Origin of the sequence: Herbiconiux daphne (genome assembly GCF_024979295.1) — a bacterium.
Taxonomy (GTDB): Bacteria; Actinomycetota; Actinomycetes; order Actinomycetales; family Microbacteriaceae; genus Herbiconiux; species Herbiconiux daphnes.
In genome coordinates, this window is record NZ_JANLCJ010000004.1 from 42,462 (window position 1) to 58,108 (window position 15,647).

Genomic DNA, 15,647 nt, shown 5'->3' on the forward strand with positions numbered 1-15,647 from the left:
CTCAGGCGGCCGCCCCGGCCCCGGATGCCGGCGCCCCGGCGATCTTCTCGATGATGATCGGCAGCGCGCCCGGGGCCGGGTTCGCGACCACCCGCACATCCGCCCGGATTCGCGCGGCGGCCCGCTGCCACTCGTCCTCCGTGCGGGCATGCACCACGCAGAGCGCGCGCTCGGGCGACACCTCGTCGCCGAGTTGCACGAACTCGCTGAAACCCACCGTGAAGTCGATGTCGTCCTCGGGCTTCTGCCGCCCGCCGCCGAGCTCCACGAGGGTCAGCCCGATGTCGGTGGTGTCCATCCACTCCACGAAGCCCGTGCCCGAGCCCGAGCCCGCGTCCGAGCCAGTGCCCGAGCCCGCGTCCGTGCCCGAGGCGAACACCGGCCGGATCACGGCCGCCACCGGCAGGTAGTCTCGCGCCCGCTCGACGAAGTCGGCCGGGCACCCCTGCGCGGCCAGGATGCGGCCGAACCTCTCGGCCGCCCGCCCGCTGGTGAGTTCGTCGAGCGCGATGGCACGCCCCGCGGCGAGGTCGCTCGCGAGCCCGGCCATCACGATGATCTCGGAGGTCAGCTCGAGCACCAGCTCGAGCACTCGCGGGTCGCGCTCGGCTCCGGTGAGGAAGTCGACGGTCTCGATCATCTCGACGGCACTGCCCACGGTGGTGCCGAGCACCGAATTGAGTTCCGTGATCATGATCACGCTCGGGATGCCGGCGCCGGATGCCACGTTCGACATCGAGTTCGCCAGCTCACGTGCCCGATCGAGCGTGTGCATGAAGGCGCCGTCGCCGCAGCCGACCGAGATCACGACGCCCGAGGGGTTGGCCGCGAGCTTCTTCGACATGATCGAGCCGGTGATGAGCGCCACCGATTCCACCGTGGCCGTGGTGTCGCGCACCTTGAAGATGGTGCCGTCGGCGGGCGCGAGTTCGGGGCTCGGCCCGATGATGGCGCCGCCGGTGCGCACCACGGTGTCGACGAACGACTGCACGCTCGGAGCCCCGTCGTAGCCCGGCACCGAGTCGAGCATGTCGATCTCGCCCGGGCAGTAGTCGAGACCCCAGGCCGACATGTTCGGAATGAACACGCCCGCCGAAGCCACGATCGGCACCACCAGCAGCGTGATCTTCTCGTCGCCGACCCCGCCCGACGAGTGCTTCTCGATCACCCGTGCCGGATCGATGCCGGCCGCGCTCCAGTCGGCGACGGTGCCCGAGTCGCGCATCGCCATGACCAGGTCGACGATCTCGCGGGTCGTCATGCCGTTGAGGTAGGTGGCCATCGTGTAGGCGCCGATCTGCGCCTCGCCGACGACCCCGGTTCCGATGCCGTCGATGAACGCGCGGATGTCGTCGGTCGACAGCTCTTCGCCGTCACGCTTCTTTCTCAAGAACTCCTGGGGCTGGAACACGTGGTCGCCTTTCGTGGTTGTGCGCGGCGGGGCTCAGAGCGAGTCCCGCACCGCCTCGATGAGGCGCGAGACGCGCGAGTGCGGGTTGGGGTCGAGATTCGGCCGGTTGCCGAGGTATGCGAAGGCGATGCCCGACTCCGGGTCGACGAAGGCCAGCCCTCCCCCGAAGCCGTTGTGCCCGAACGAGCGGCGCCCGAGCATCGGTTCGTCGGGCGTGGTCACGAAGAACAGCGCGCCGAACCGCGAGCGCTGACCCACGAGCACGCGGTCGTAACCGGTGGTGCGGGCCGAGCTGACGAGCGAGACCGTCTCGGGCGTGAGCGCGCGCAGTGGTCCGTCGACGGCCACCGACATCAGCCGGGCGAGGGAGCGGGCATCCGCCACCCCGTTCGCGGCCGGCATCTCGCGAGCGAACAGCGACCCGTCGTTGAACATCGTCGCCGAGACCGGAGGGTTCGCGAACGCCGCCGTGGTGTCGCTCGACCGATCGGCGAGGGCCACGCCGAACGCGTCGCCCACGCCCGGGGTGGCGAACGGCTCGGCGGTGCGTTGCACGTGCGCGATCTCGGCCTCCGGAAGGCCGATCCAGGCCCGAAGGCCGAGCGGCTCGGCGAACTGGCGACGGAAGTAGGTGCCGACGGTCGTGCCGGTGATGCGCCGGATCACCTCACCCGCGAGGTAGCCCACGGTGAGCGCGTGATAGCCGTGCGCGGTGCCCGGAGCCCAGCGGGGTGTCTGCGAGGCGAGCAGAGCGACGCAGTCGTGCCAGTCGGCGAGACGGTCGAGCGTCATCGGCTCGTCGAAGCCGGGCAGTCCGGCCTGGTGGGCCAGCAGCTGAGCGACGGTCACCGATCCCTTGCCCGCCGCGGCGAACTCCGGCCAGTAGTGCGCCACCCGCTCGTCGAGCGACAGCTCCCCGTCGTCGACGAGGCGGGCCACGCAGAATCCCACCAGGGCCTTGCTGATCGAGAACAGCGGATGCACCGCATCGCCCGGCAGCGGAGCGCCCGCGGTCGTGACCCCGGCCCAGGCGTCGACCACCGGTTCGCCGTGCTGGTAGACGGCGACCGAGCAGCCGAGGTCGTCGCCCGTGCGCAGATTGCGCTCGATGGCCTCGAGCACGCCGGCGAACCGCGGATGCGCCGTGCCCGAGACCGCGTAGGCATCCGCGTGCGCCGTAGCGGCCACCTCGTCGGCGGGCGCGGCTATCGTCGCCTCCCGCGAAGCCTCCACGGCCGTCACGGGAGCCTCGCGTAGAGGTCGGTCAGCACCCGGTAGAACGCGTCGGCATCGCCGTCGGCGACGTAGAACGCGTTGACCGGTTCATCCGTCACGTGCCACCAGTCCACCGAGGTCGTGCCCATCGCGACCTCGCTCACCGTCTCGACCCGGATGCTGACCTCCCGCCCGCTGAACATCTCGGGGTGGAGCACATAAAGAGGAACGCACGGACCGTGCAGGGGCGCGCCGTGCCAGCCGTACTTCTGCAGATCGAACGACTCCGAGAAGGTGAGCATGCCGTCGATGGCCTGGCCGCAGGCCGTTCCGGTGGCCGAGAAGCCGTCGAGCCGCTCCCGGGTCGAGAGCATCTTGTGGGTCACGTCGAGCGGCAGCACGACGAGCGGCGCACCGGAGTCGAACACGATCGCGGCGGCGTGCGGGTCGACGTAGACGTTGAACTCGGCGGCCGGGGTGATGTTGCCGCCCTCGAAGTAGGCGCCCGCCATGGCGACGATGCGTTCGATCTTCGTCACGATCGAGGGGTCTTGCACGAACGCGGTGGCGATCGTGGTGAGCGGCGACAGCGAGAGGATCGTGACCGAGGTCTCATCCGCCGCCCGCAGGATGCGGATGAGCGCGTCGACACCGTGCTCGGACTGCACGGCGATGGTGGGCGCGGGGAGGTCGGCGCCGTCGAGTCCGGTGGGCCCGTGCACGTGCTCGGCGGTGACGAGGGGCCGGGCGAGCGGCCGCGGGCAGCCGGCGAAGACGGGGATGTCGGGGCGCCCCGCCAGCTCGAGCAGCGCGAGGCAGTTCACCACGGTCTGATCGAGGTCGATGTTGCCGGCCGACGCGATGACGGCCACCACGTCGAACTCGTCGGGGGCGGCGAGGGCGGCGAAGATGGCGGCCGCCTGGTCTTGCCCGGGATCGGTCACGATCACAGTGGTGCGGGTCACGGCAGCAGCGCCAATCTCTCGGTCATCAGGTCGTAGAGGGCGGGCACGTCGACCTCCAGCAGGTAGTCGCAGTTGGGCTCACGACCGCTCACCCGCCACCAGTCGACCACCGTCATTCCGGTCGAGACCGTGCCGTCGGTCGAGACCCGCACGTTGATCGTGCGCCCGCTGAAGAGTTCGGGCGCCAGCAGGTAGACGATCGCGCACGGGTCGTGCAGCGGCGCCGCGCCCCAGCCGTACTTCTCGAGGTCGAAGGCCTCCGAGAACTGCATCAGGTCGGCCGCCGCGGCGCCGCAGCGGGTGCCCGTGGCCCGCCAGGCGTCGAGGCGCTCCCGGGTGTTGAGCACCTGGTGCGTGATGTCCATCGGCACCATCACGATCGGGATGCCGCTCTGCAGCACCAGGTCGGCGGCTTCGGGATCGACGTAGGTGTTGAAGTCGCCGAGGGGCGTGATGTTGCCGCCCTGGTGCAACGACCCCATGATGGCGACGATCTCGCGCACGCGCGGCGCGATGTCGGGCGCCTTGACGAGCGCCAGGCCGATGTTGGTCAGCGGCCCGAGCGTCACCAGGGTGACGTCTCCGGCCGGTTCGGCGCGCAGCGTGCGGATGATGAAGTCGACCGCGTGCTCCGACTGCACCGGCACGGTGGGGTCGGCGAAGTCGACGCCGTCGATGCCGGTGGCGCCGTGCACGTGCTCGGCGGTCACCAGCGGTTTGCTGATCGGACGGCTGCACCCGGCATAGATCGGCACCTCCGTGCGCTCGGCGAGCTCGACCACCTTGCGGGCGGCTTCGACCGTGTAGTGCAGCGAGACGTTGCCGGCCACGATGGTGAGCCCGAGCACGTCGAGCTCGGCACTCGCGAGCGCGAGCAGGATGGCGACGGCATCGTCTTGACCGGGATCGGTGTCGATGATGATCTTGCGACCGGGCATGGTGCGGGCGTCCTTCGTTTCGTCGGAGTCGGAGTCGGGGTCGGGGGTCGGGGTCGAGGTCGAGGTCGGGTCTCGGGGTCGAAATCAGCGAGCGGGCATGTCGTCGGGCACCGGGGCGGGCGCGGTGCCGGCGGCGAAGGCGAGCTCGAACGCCTCGAAGATTGCGGCGTCGATCGTGCGGGGCGACACCGCGTCGCCGATGACGTGCACGCGCGAGTCGTCGATCACCCCCGCGGTCGGGAACGGCACCGATTCGCGCGGGGTCGCCAGCACGATCGCGTCGAACCCGCCGATCGTGGTGGTCGCGCCGCTCTTCGCGTTGCGCAGGGCGAGCGACCGGGCGCCGCCCTCCGAGGGCGGATCCACCGCCTCCACCACCGAGTCGACGTGGTGGGCGAACGGATGCCGGTGCAGCCGCTCCATCAGCAGTTGCCGCTCGTAGTTGGCGCGCACGTGCGGAAACACGGTCTCGAACGGCGTCACGAGCTCGACCTCGTGCCCTCGCCCCAACAGGGTCAGGGCGATTCCCGAGGCATACGCCGTTCCGTCGTCGTCGATCAGGGCGATCCGCTGCCCGGTCGCACCCTCACCGGCATCCTCGCCCGCTCCCCCGGGAGCCGACTCCAGCGCCGCGTCGGCGTCGGTGAGGGCCGGATGCCCCGCGAGCTCGATCGACAGGGCGCCGCCCGACGTCAGCGACGTGCCGGCGCCGGCCGCGCGCGAACCCGTCGCCACCACGATGCCGTCGGCCCCGAGGGCGGCGAGTCCGGCCGCGTCGACGGCCGCACCCAGGCGCACGTCGACCCCGGCGCGCCCGACGTCGCGCACGAGGTCGGCGACGAGCAGGCCGATGCTCTCCCGGCCGGGCACGCGCGCCGCGGCGAGCAGTTGCCCACCGAGTCGGGATTCCCGCTCGAACAGGGTCACGCGATGCCCGGCCGCGGCCAGATCGGCGGCAGCCCGCAGGCCGGCCGGTCCGCCGCCCACGACGACCCAGCTCTGCGCCGCAGGAACTCGTGCGGCGACCGACCGCTCACGCTCGCGGCCGGCCACCGGGTTTACGGTGCAGGCGACGGGCAGCCCGATGCTGCCCCGCCCGAGACATCCCTGGTTGAGCCGGATGCAGTGCGTGATGTCGCTGGTGCGACCCTGCTGCAGCTTGAGGGCCAGATCGGGGTCGGCGAGCTGCCCGCGGGTGAGCGCCACCATGTCGGCGACACCGGAGCGCACGACCTCGGCGGCCTCCTCCGCCGACAGCGCGGCGCCGACTCCGAACACGGGCACGTCGGGAAAGGCCGCCTTCACCGCCGCCACCTCGTCGCGCAGCCACGCGGCGGGCATCGCCGACGACGGGAAGACGTAGTGCACGTTGTGATAGCCGCCGGCCGCGAGGTCGAGGAAGTCGACCGGCGTCTCGGCGTGGATGATGCCGATCAGTTCGCGCGCGTCGGCCGCGGTGAGCCCTCCGGGCATGAAGTCGTTCGCGACGATGCGGATGCCCACCGGGTAGTCGGGCCCCACGGCGGCGCGCACCGCGCGCAGCACCTCCCGCGGAAATCGCGACCGCCCCACGGCATCGCCGCCGTACTCGTCCTGCCGGGCGTTGTAGAGCGGCGAGAGGAACTGGTGCAGCAGGTAGCCGTGCGCCATGTGCACTTCGACGCCGTCGAACCCGCTCTGCTTCGCGATGGCGGCCGATTTCGCCCAGCCCTCCACGAACATCCGGATGTCGGCGGCCGACGCCGCGCGGGTGGCGTGCCCCGTCGACGGCGAGAGCAACCGGGAGGGCGCATACACGGGGCGCGGGCCGTCCGGCCCCTCGGGCATCGCCTGCGCGCCGTGGTGGTTGAGCTGCACGAAGATCGACGCGCCCGCCTCGTGCACGGCGTCGGTGAGGCGCCGGCTGGGCGCCACCGACTCCGGCCGGAAGGCGTCTTGGAACCCACGGATCGACCCGGTGGGGTGAACGAAGTGGTTGCCCGCGACGACGAGCCCGGCGCCGCCCTGGGCGCGGCGCACGAAATACGCGATCTCACGATCGGACTCGACGCCGTTCTCGGCGTACTGCTTCGAGTGGGCGGTCTGCATGATGCGGTTGCGCACCGTGAGCCGGCCGATGCGCAACGGCGACGAGAGTGCGGGCGGGTCGGCCGGCAGCGGTGTGGTCATCGGCTAGCCGTCCCGCATCTCGACGAGGTTGAACGACTTCGAGGCGCCGCGCACCCGGGCCGTGATCACGACGGCGATGATGGTCACGATGTAGGGCAGCATGAGCATGAACTCGGTCGGCACGACACCGCGCCAGTTGAGCTGGGCCCAGATGCCGAAGTAGTTCACAGCGCCGAAGAACACGGCGGCGGCCACCGAGCCGAGCGGATGCGCCGCCCCGAGGATGACCGCGGCGAACGCGATCAGGCCACGGCCCGCCTCCATGCCCGGGCTGAACGACTGCAAGGTGCCGAGCGAGAGTTCCGCCCCCGAGAGGCCGCAGAGCACGCCGCCGAGCAGCAGGGCGTAGAGCCGCATGCGCGAGGTCGAGATGCCGGCGCTCCTCGCCGCGAACGGGAAGTCGCCGGTGGCCGTGATCTGCAGTCCGATGCGGGTGCGGCAGACGAACCACCACACGAGCACGGCCAGGAACGGCGTCGCCACGGCGATGAGCGACAGCTGCCCGACGGGGCCGGGAACGGCGTCGAAGACCCGCGGGATGCCGACATCCGACTTCACCGTTCCCTCGGCGCCGTAGATGGCGACGATGCCGAGGATGGTGCCGCCGAGCCCCAGGGCGTTCACGCCGATGCCGACGATGATGGGGTTGGCCGAGAGCTTGACGATCACGAACCACATCAGGGCCGACACGACGGTGGCGGCGAAGCACGCTCCGATCAGGGCGATCGGGATGTTGCCGGTCTCCTTCGCGAGCACGACCGACAGCATGGCGCCGATCGACATCAGCCCGCCGAGGCCGAGGTGCCAGATGCCGGCCCGTTGGGCGAGTGCTCCGGCGAGCGCGGCGAGCACCAGAGGGGTCGCGGACTGCCAGACCGCCGCGATGACGTCGATCATGAGAGCACCTTCGGTTCGAGCGGCACCTGTTCGACGGGGTCGGGCTCGGCGGCGCCCGGCGTGGGCCGTCGTCGTCGGGTGGCCCAGTGCGGCAGGCGCAACTGGGCCGTGACCAGCATCGCGATGAAGCCGTTCAGCACCACGATGGCGGATGCCGGCAGCTGGGCGGCCACGGGCAGGAAGAGGCTCGCTGCCGTGAGCGCCCCGAAGAACAGCGCGGCGGCCACCGAGCCGAACACGGCGAGGCCGGCCACGAGGGCCACGAGCATGGCGTTGTTGCCCACCTGCGGCGAGAGGCCGGTGACGAGTTTGCCGCTCGGGCCCATGATCTCCAGCGCGCCGGCGAGACCGGCGAGACCGCCGCTGAGACCGAACGCGACGAGGCCGATGCGGCCGACCTTAACCCCCTGCCAGCGCAGCATCACCCCGTTGCGGCCGGCGATGCCGGAGAGCACACCGAACGACGTGCGGGCCAGCAGCAGCCAGATGATGACGATCACGGCCACGGTGACGCCGAGGGTCACGGGCGACAGGCCGTTGCTCGTCGAGATGCGCAGGTCGTCGGCGATCGGCGCGCTGGCCGCGCCCTGGGCGGTGTCGGACGAGCGGTCCATCATCGGGCCGGCGAGCAGATAGAGCAGCAGGTACTGCGCCACGAAGTTGGCCATGATCGTGGTGATCACCTCGTCGGCGCCGAACACGATGCGCAGGATGCCGGGCACGATCGACCACACCGCGCCGAGCGCGATGCCGGCGAGAACGGCGAGCGTGACCACGACGGCGGGCGGGCCGTCGGGCATCGCCGTCGCCACGCTCGTGGCGCCGATGGCGCCGAGATAGAACTGGCCGAGTCCGCCCACGTTGAAGAAGCCGCTGCGGAAGCTGACCACCGCGCCGAGGCCGATGATGACGAGCGGGATGGTCCAGCGCAGGGTCTGCACGAGGGCGTTCGGCGTGCCGACCGAGCCCTTGAAGATGTCTTGCAGCACCTCGATGCCCTGGTAGCCGATGAGCTGCAGCAGCACGGCGAAGAGCACCAGGGCCAGCACGATCGGGGCGAGCCGGCGCAGCGCGACGGCGACATAGGGGTTCATGCGGAGACTCCCGTCATGGCGCTGCCGATCTCGGCGATGTGGAAGGGCCTGGCCGTGTCGAGCGCGATGCCGCCGGCATAGACCACGATGATGCGGTCGCAGATCTCCATCAGCTCGTCGAGGTCGCTCGAGATGAGCAGAACGGCCGCGCCCGAGTCACGCGCGCGGCGCAGTGCCCGCCAGACGAATTCCACGGCACCGAGGTCGAGCCCGCGGGTGGGCTGGGCGGCGATGATGACGCGGGCGTCGGCATCCAGCTCGCGGGCGAGGATGACCTTCTGGGCGTTGCCGCCCGAGAGCTCGGAGGCGTTCTGGTTCACCGACGTGAAGCGCACGTCCCATTCCTGGAACGCCGACTCGGCCTCTTTGCGCAGCACGCCGGTGCGCACGTAGCCCCGGCGGCGGCGGGCGCCCACCAGGAGAGGAATGGCCCAGTTCTGCCAGAGGGGGCTCGAACGGCTGAGCCCCTCGGTGTTGCGGTCGAACGGGATGATGCGAAGGCCGAGGCCGCGCCGCCGCAGCGGGTCGAGGCGCGTCGCCGACTCGCCGATCAGCTCGACCTGCCCGTCGCGCACCTCGGAGAGGCCGGCGATGGTCTCGGCGAGCGCGACCTGCCCGTTGCCCTCGACGCCGGCCACCCCGACGATCTGGCCGCCGAAGAGCTCGAGGTCGACGCCGTGTAGCCCGGGGCCGCCACTGCTGCTCGCGCTCGTCACGCCGACCAGGCGCACGAGGCTCTCGCCGGTGGCGGTGTCGACGAACTCCGTCGCGGCGTGGGTGCCGAGGTCGAGGCCGATGGCCGCGAGGTCGTCGGATGCCACGGGCGAGGTGCCCGGGGCGACGCCGGCGGCCGCGGCATCCGACCCGCCGATGATCGCCTCGGTGAAGTCGGCGACGCTGACGCCCGATGCCTCCACCGTCTCGAGGATGAGCTTGCCGCGCCTGAGCACGGTGACGGTCTCGGCGATCTCGAGCACTTCGCGCACCTTGTGCAGCACGATGATGACCGTGACGCCGGCGGCCTTGAGGCGGCGGATCTGTTCGAACAGGCGGCCGACGGATTCCGGCGGCAGCACCGCCGTGGGCTCGTCGAGGATGAGGATGCGCGCGTCGCCGGCGAGCGCCCGGGCGATCTCGATCGACTGCATGGTCTCGACCGGCAGGTTGCGGAGCTTCTCGCCCGCCCTGACGCTGACGCGGGAGGCGTCGAGGTACTTCTGCCACCGCGCGTTGAGGCCGCGGCGGGTGAACGAGCGCCCGCCCTTGACGGTCGAGCCGTATTCGAGGGCTTCGGCGACGGTCATCGACGGCGGCAGGGCGAAGCTCTGATGCACCATCTCGATGCCGCGTTCGCGCGACGCGATCACGTCGCCGTTGGGGATGATCTCGCCGTTCGACGAGATCGACCCCTCGCTGACGGCCTCGAGACCGGCGATCGCGCGGGCGAGGGTGGTCTTGCCGGCGCCGTTCTGGCCCACGAGGGCGTGGATGCGGCCGCGCTCGAAGGCGACCGAGACGTCGTCGAGGGCGACGAAGTCGCCGAAGCGCACGGTGACACCCGTGCAGGTGATCGCGTTGTCGGCCATCGTGGTCCTTCTTCGGTGACGGGGCGGGAACCCGGTGGAGCGGGTGGAGCGGGTGGAGCGGGTGGTGCCAGTGGTGCCGGGCGTCTGCGCCGCCGATCGGTTCTGGACGGCGCAGACGCCCCAGGGTGTTCCGGGTGTTCGGGTGCTCGGCTACGGCATCTCGGTGACGAAGGGAACCTCGGTGGTTCCGTCGATCACTCCGGCACTGGCCGCGTCGACCGCGTCGACGGCCGCCTGGAACCGGGTCGCGTCGGCGCCGCCGGGCGCCGGGTCGGCGACGGTGAGCTTGAGCGCCTCACCGATGCCGGTCGCGTTGTGGCCGCCTTCGAAGTCGGGTTCGAGCACGGCCATGATCGACTCGACGGCCGAGGGGCCGAACTCGAGGCCGCCGACGGCGAGCGTCTGGTCGGGCGCCGTGTCGAACACCGAGAGGGTGCTCGCGATGAGGAAGCGTCCCGGCTCCTGCATCGCGGCGGCGACCGTTCCGCTGTCCGCTCCGCCGGCATCCGTCTGGATGACGTCGACACCGCTCGCGTAGAGCTGGTTGGCCACCTCCTGGGCCTTCGCCGCGTCGTCGTAGTTGCCGACGACACCGGGGATCACCTCGATGCTCGGGTCGACGCTCGCGGCGCCGGCGGCATAGGCGTTGAAGTCGGCCGCGATCATGGGCTGCGTGTCGCCCATCACCATGCCGATCTTGCCGGTGTCGCTGTAGGTCGCCGCCATCACGCCCGAGAGGAAGAGCACCTGGTAGCTGTCGTACGACACCGTGAGCAGGTTCGAGATCGCCGGTTCTTCGGGGTCGGCGTAGAGGTGCACGAACTTAATGTCGGGGTAGTCGGCCGCGACGAGGTTGGTGGCGTCGGTGATGCGGAAGAACTCGGTCACGATCACGGTCGCACCGCTGTCGGCGGCGTTGCGCAGCGTCGACTCGTAGTTCGCCGGGTCGGCGACGTAGACGGCCTGCGAGGTGTAACCGAGCTGGTCGGCCGCGTCTTCCACGCCCGCGATGGTGCTGTCGGTGACCGAACCGTCACCGGCCGCCTGGTCGTGGATGAAGATGATCGAGCCGTCTTCGGCGGCGGCCGACCCGGTGGAGCTCGTGTCGCCGCTCGACGACGACGAGCAGGCGGCGGTGCCGGCGAGGATGCCGATCGCCGCGAGGGCGATGAGCGGCCTGGTCAGCCGCTTCAGGGGTGTGCGCATGAACGTGTCTCCGGTGGGTGTGAGGATGAATGTGGTGCGGACACTTCCCGAAGCTAAGGGGCGGATGTTTCGGTCGATTCGTCGCGCACGTTACGTCTTGGTTTCTGAACAAACGGTGAACTCTGTACCAGATCGCTCGCGCGGTATTTCGCAAAGTGGTTTTGATCAGGCGATTCGCGGCGACGCGGTTCGAAGTGTTTTGATACAGCCGCGTAAACTTCTGTACCGGAACAATCAGAGCGCGGCGCGTGCGTGACACAGTTCCAGAGAAATGAAAACCGCCGCAGAGCACATCCTCAGCCGCGTGCCGCTCCCCACCGCGGCCGGCGTGGCGGATGCGCTGCGGGCGCTGATCGACGACGGAACCCTGCTGCCCGGCGACATCCTGCCGACGGTGCGGGAGCTGGCATCCGAGCTCTCGATGAGTCCCACCACGGTGCACGAAGCCTGGAAAGACCTGCGCACGGGCGGCTACATCACCACCGACGGCCGTCGCGGCACCTACGTGCTCAGCGCCAACGGCATCATCTCGCCTCGCTCCTATCGCACCTTCAACACCTGGCGCCAGAAGGGCACCGAGCCGATGCGGCTCGACCTCTCGACCGGTGCGCCCGACACGGCCCTGCTCCCGTCGTTCGACCTGGTGCGCGATCTCTCGTCGGTTCTCGTGCAGTCGAACTACCACGAATACCTCGTGGCGCCCGAGCTCGAGAGCGCCCTCCGTGACACCTGGGGCACCGCCTACGTGCCGCCCGCGCTCACGGTCGTCGACGGCTCGCTCGATGCCCTCGACCGCATCCTCACGGCGATCGTGAACCCCGGCGACTTCGTGCTGATCGACGACCCGACCTTCCCGCCCATCCGGCACATCCTCGACTTCCTCGGCGCGCGGGTCGTGCCCATCCCCCTGGATGCCTCGGGCCCGCGCCCCGCCGAGGTGCGCGTCGCGCTCGAGCGCCGCCCGACGGCCTTCGTCTTCCAGCCCCGCGCCCAGAACCCCACCGGTGTCGCCATCACCGCCGAGCGCCGCGACGTGCTGGCCGGCATCATCACCGGCAGCGACATGGTGGTGGTCGAAGAGGACAGCGCCGGGGATGTCTCCGACGCTCCGCTCGTGACGCTCGCCGGTCATCTGCCCGAGCAAGTCGTGCGCATCCACGGTTTCTCGAAGTCGCACGGGCCCGACCTCCGCCTCGCCGCGGTGGGCGGCTCGGCCGAGCTCATCCAGCACCTCGTCACCCGGCGTTACATGGGGTCGGCCTGGAGCAGCCGCATCCTGCAGGTGATGCTGGCGCGCCTGCTCACGAACCCCGAGGCCTCCGAGACCCTCCGCCGAGCGCGGCAGATCTACCGCGACCGCCGGGTCGCCTTCGTCGACGCGCTGGCCGCCCACGGCATCCGCACCATCGGCGACGACGGCTTCAACGTCTGGGTGCCGGTGGTCGACGAGCAGCTCACGGCGGTGTCGCTGGCCATGGACGGCATCGGTGTCGCGACGGGCTCCGCCTTCCAGGTCTCGGGGAGTTCTTCGGCCTTCTGCCGGGTCACCACCTCGGCTCTGCCGGTCGAGCAGGCGCACCACATCGCGGGGCTCATCGCCCACACCGCCCAGCCGCTGCAGTCGTCGCGGCTCACCAACTGAAGGAGCCCCGTGCCCCCGGCAACGCAGCGATTCCCCATCGGCTACCACCTCAACAGCTGGGATCTCACGGGCCAGTCGAACCCCGACGCCATCGCCTTCCTGGCCGGCCTCGGCTTTCCGTTGTTCGAGGTGCTGGCCTCGACGAGCCTCGACGATCAGTACACCCGGCAGTACATGGGGCTCGGGCAGCGGCCCCCGGTGAACGTGCTGACCGACACGCGTTTTCTGCACCGGCTGGCCGAGTTCTCGCGGGGGCAGCGGGAGCACGGCATCCAGCTGTCGTCGTTGTACGTCAATGCCGAGTACACCAACCAGGCGAGCTGGGAGCTCGAGCTCGCGAACTTCGAGTCGATCCTGCGCATCCTGGTGGGCTTCGGATCGCACCATCTCGTCGTGGGCGGTGGCGTGCCTGCGGTCGCCGGGCATCCGCACACCGACGACGACTACGTCGCCTTCGGGCGCTCGTTCAACGAGCTGTGCGCCCTGAGCGCCGAGTTCGGCATCCAGAGCGTCTACCACCCCCACCTCGACACGTTCGTCGAGACGAGGGAGCAGCTCGACCGGCTCGTGGAGCGCCTCGACCTCTCCGTGGCCGCGCTCTGCATCGACTCCGCGCACCTGCAGCAGACGCACTCCGACCCGGTCGCGATCATCCGCGACTACTACGACATGGTGAAGTACATCCATCTGAAAGACACGTTCGTCGACGACTCGCTCGTCGGCGACGCGCGCTACAAGGCGTTCTGCGAGCTCGGCGCGGGCGCGGTCGACATCGCGGGCATCACCGCGTTGCTGGTCGAGAAGGGCTATGCCGGGCCGGCGATCGTCGAGCTGGATGCCTCGCACAAGACCGCGGAGCAGTCGACGCTCGAGAGCATCGCCTACCTCGAATCGCTCGGGCTCGTGCTCGATCCGGCGGCCGCCCGGTGAGCGGCACCGGCGCGCCGCCGCCCGCGACACCGCTCGACCACCCCATCCGGGTCGGGGTGATCGGGTGCGGCGAGATCGCGCAGGTGATGCATCTGCCGAACCTGCGGGCGATGCCCGAGTTCGCGATCGCCGCCGTGTGCGACCTGTCGGCGGTGAACGCCGGCCACGTGGCCGAGACCTACGGCGTGGCATCCGTCTACCGCGACCATCGCGAGCTGCTCGCCGACCCCGAAGTCGACGCGGTGATCGTCGCGACCTACGAGCACGGCGAGGTGGCGCGCGACGCGATCGCGGCGGGCAAGCACGTGCTGATCGAGAAGCCGGTGGCGTTCACGCCCGACGAGGCCCGGGAGCTCGTCGAGCTCGCCGAGCGGCACGACGTGGTGGCCCTGGTCGGCTACATGAAGGTCTACGACGAGGCGTTCGAGAGCTTCGCGTCGCAGCTCGCCGGCATCGGCCGCGTCCGGTCGGCGACAGTGCACGATCTCGCCGGCCGGTTCGACCGGCACCACGGCGTGTTCGACGTGAGCCGCGCGACCGATCTCGACCCGGCCCTGATGGAGCAGACCCGGCAGAGGGTCGAGGCGCAATTGCGCGCCGCTCTCGGGCCCGATCACGAGGAGCGGCACGGGCTGCTGCACAATCTGCTCATGCTGGGCAGCCACGACCTCGCGGTGCTGCGCACGGCGTTCGGCGCCGTCGACCGGGTGGAGTTCGCGTCGGCGCAGGGCGACGACACGGTGTTCGCGGTGCTGCACACGGAACGCGGCATCCTCTGCACGCTCACGGTCGGCATCTTCACGAACTACGGCTGGTGGGACGAGTGGGCGCAGGTGAACGGCGACGACGTCGACCTGCGCGTCGACTTCCCCTACCCCTACCTGCCCAACGAGCGCGGGGTCGTCACCCGGCGCTCGACGACCGACCTCGGCCCCGCCACCACGGTGGCGCCCGGCGGTTTCGGGTCGGCGTTCCGGCACGAGCTCGAGCACTTCGCCGACTGCATCCTCACCGGCGCGGCGCCCCGCACCTCGCTCGCCGGCGGGCTCGCCGACACCGAGACCGCCGTCGCCATCATCAAGGCGCTCCCGCCGGGCGCGCCCGCCTCTACTCCTCCGACCGAGAAATGAGTTCTCATGCCCGTCGCCCGATCGCACCTCGGCTCCACCGCTCCCATCAGTGACGTCTGCCTCGTGCCCGAAGACCTGGAGCGGTCGCTCGACTTCTACCAGAACACGCTCGGCTTCGTGCTGCAGCACCGCATGCCGGGTTTCGCCGACTTCGAAGCGCCGGGCGCCGTGCCCGGCGTGCGGCTCGCGCTCTGGGAACGCGAGCACCTCGCCGCAACGACCGGCGCCTCGCCCGCCCCGCGCGGGGCCGGGCACGCCGTGATCGTGGCGGTCAACCTCGAGCGGCCCGAACAGATCGACGAGCTGCACGCCGATCTCGTGGCCGCGGGCGTCGAGTTCATCAAGCCGCCGGCCGACTACCCGTGGAACGCACGGTGCGTCTACTTCACCGGGCCCGACAACGAGCTCTGGGAGCTCTACGCCTGGCTCGACGGCATCGAACCCGGCAAGGTCTGAGGCCTGAG

At 70.5% G+C, this 15,647-nt stretch carries 14 protein-coding genes; 5 read left to right on the forward strand and 9 right to left on the reverse strand.

What is annotated here, in order from left to right:
* Position 1: 1 nt before the first annotated feature.
* From N1032_RS11480 to N1032_RS11520, 9 genes are all read right to left on the reverse strand, one after another.
* Positions 2-1,411 carry a thymidine phosphorylase gene (locus N1032_RS11480; RefSeq protein WP_259539230.1) on the reverse strand — a complete coding sequence of 470 codons (1,410 nt, stop codon included), beginning with the start codon at positions 1,409-1,411 and terminating at the stop codon, positions 2-4.
* A 33-nt stretch (positions 1,412-1,444) separates the two neighbouring features.
* On the reverse strand, positions 1,445-2,653 hold the full coding sequence (locus N1032_RS11485) for a serine hydrolase domain-containing protein (protein ID WP_259539231.1): 1,209 nt from the start codon (positions 2,651-2,653) through the stop codon (positions 1,445-1,447).
* Positions 2,650-3,591, reverse strand: coding sequence for a nucleoside hydrolase (locus N1032_RS11490; protein WP_259539232.1), 942 nt, complete (start codon positions 3,589-3,591; stop codon positions 2,650-2,652). Before N1032_RS11490 ends, N1032_RS11485 begins: the two co-directional genes overlap by 4 nt.
* A complete protein-coding gene (locus N1032_RS11495) occupies positions 3,588-4,529 on the reverse strand; it encodes a nucleoside hydrolase (protein ID WP_259539233.1) in 942 nt (313 codons plus the stop codon). The genes N1032_RS11490 and N1032_RS11495 overlap by 4 nt, the downstream gene beginning before the upstream one ends.
* Before the next feature lie 84 nt (positions 4,530-4,613).
* On the reverse strand, positions 4,614-6,698 hold the full coding sequence (locus tag N1032_RS11500; protein ID WP_259539234.1) for an oxidoreductase: 2,085 nt from the start codon (positions 6,696-6,698) through the stop codon (positions 4,614-4,616).
* A 3-nt stretch (positions 6,699-6,701) separates the two neighbouring features.
* On the reverse strand, positions 6,702-7,595 hold the full coding sequence (locus N1032_RS11505; RefSeq protein ID WP_259539235.1) for an ABC transporter permease: 894 nt from the start codon (positions 7,593-7,595) through the stop codon (positions 6,702-6,704).
* Positions 7,592-8,689: an ABC transporter permease gene (locus N1032_RS11510; RefSeq protein WP_259539236.1), complete on the reverse strand. Its 1,098-nt coding sequence runs from the start codon at positions 8,687-8,689 to the stop codon at positions 7,592-7,594. Before N1032_RS11510 ends, N1032_RS11505 begins: the two co-directional genes overlap by 4 nt.
* Entirely contained in the window at positions 8,686-10,275 is a 1,590-nt protein-coding gene (locus N1032_RS11515; RefSeq protein WP_259539237.1) for an ABC transporter ATP-binding protein, read from the reverse strand. The genes N1032_RS11510 and N1032_RS11515 overlap by 4 nt, the downstream gene beginning before the upstream one ends.
* 150 nt (positions 10,276-10,425) lie before the next feature.
* Entirely contained in the window at positions 10,426-11,481 is a 1,056-nt protein-coding gene (locus N1032_RS11520; RefSeq protein WP_259539238.1) for a BMP family ABC transporter substrate-binding protein, read from the reverse strand.
* Between N1032_RS11520 and N1032_RS11525 the strand changes: the two genes are divergently transcribed.
* From N1032_RS11525 to N1032_RS11545, 5 genes are read left to right on the forward strand one after another with little or no spacing between them, the layout of a single operon-like run.
* On the forward strand, positions 11,480-11,737 hold the full coding sequence (locus tag N1032_RS11525) for a hypothetical protein (protein ID WP_259539239.1): 258 nt from the start codon (positions 11,480-11,482) through the stop codon (positions 11,735-11,737). The genes N1032_RS11520 and N1032_RS11525 overlap by 2 nt on opposite strands.
* A 15-nt stretch (positions 11,738-11,752) precedes the next feature.
* Positions 11,753-13,123, forward strand: a complete 1,371-nt coding sequence (locus N1032_RS11530) for an aminotransferase-like domain-containing protein (RefSeq protein WP_259539240.1) — start codon at positions 11,753-11,755, stop codon at positions 13,121-13,123.
* Between the two features lie 9 nt (positions 13,124-13,132).
* Positions 13,133-14,053: a sugar phosphate isomerase/epimerase family protein gene (locus N1032_RS11535; RefSeq protein WP_259539241.1), complete on the forward strand. Its 921-nt coding sequence runs from the start codon at positions 13,133-13,135 to the stop codon at positions 14,051-14,053.
* Positions 14,050-15,183, forward strand: a complete 1,134-nt coding sequence (locus N1032_RS11540; RefSeq protein WP_259539242.1) for a Gfo/Idh/MocA family protein — start codon at positions 14,050-14,052, stop codon at positions 15,181-15,183. Before N1032_RS11535 ends, N1032_RS11540 begins: the two co-directional genes overlap by 4 nt.
* A 6-nt stretch (positions 15,184-15,189) precedes the next feature.
* Positions 15,190-15,639, forward strand: a complete 450-nt coding sequence (locus tag N1032_RS11545; RefSeq protein ID WP_259539243.1) for a VOC family protein — start codon at positions 15,190-15,192, stop codon at positions 15,637-15,639.
* Positions 15,640-15,647: the final 8 nt, after the last annotated feature.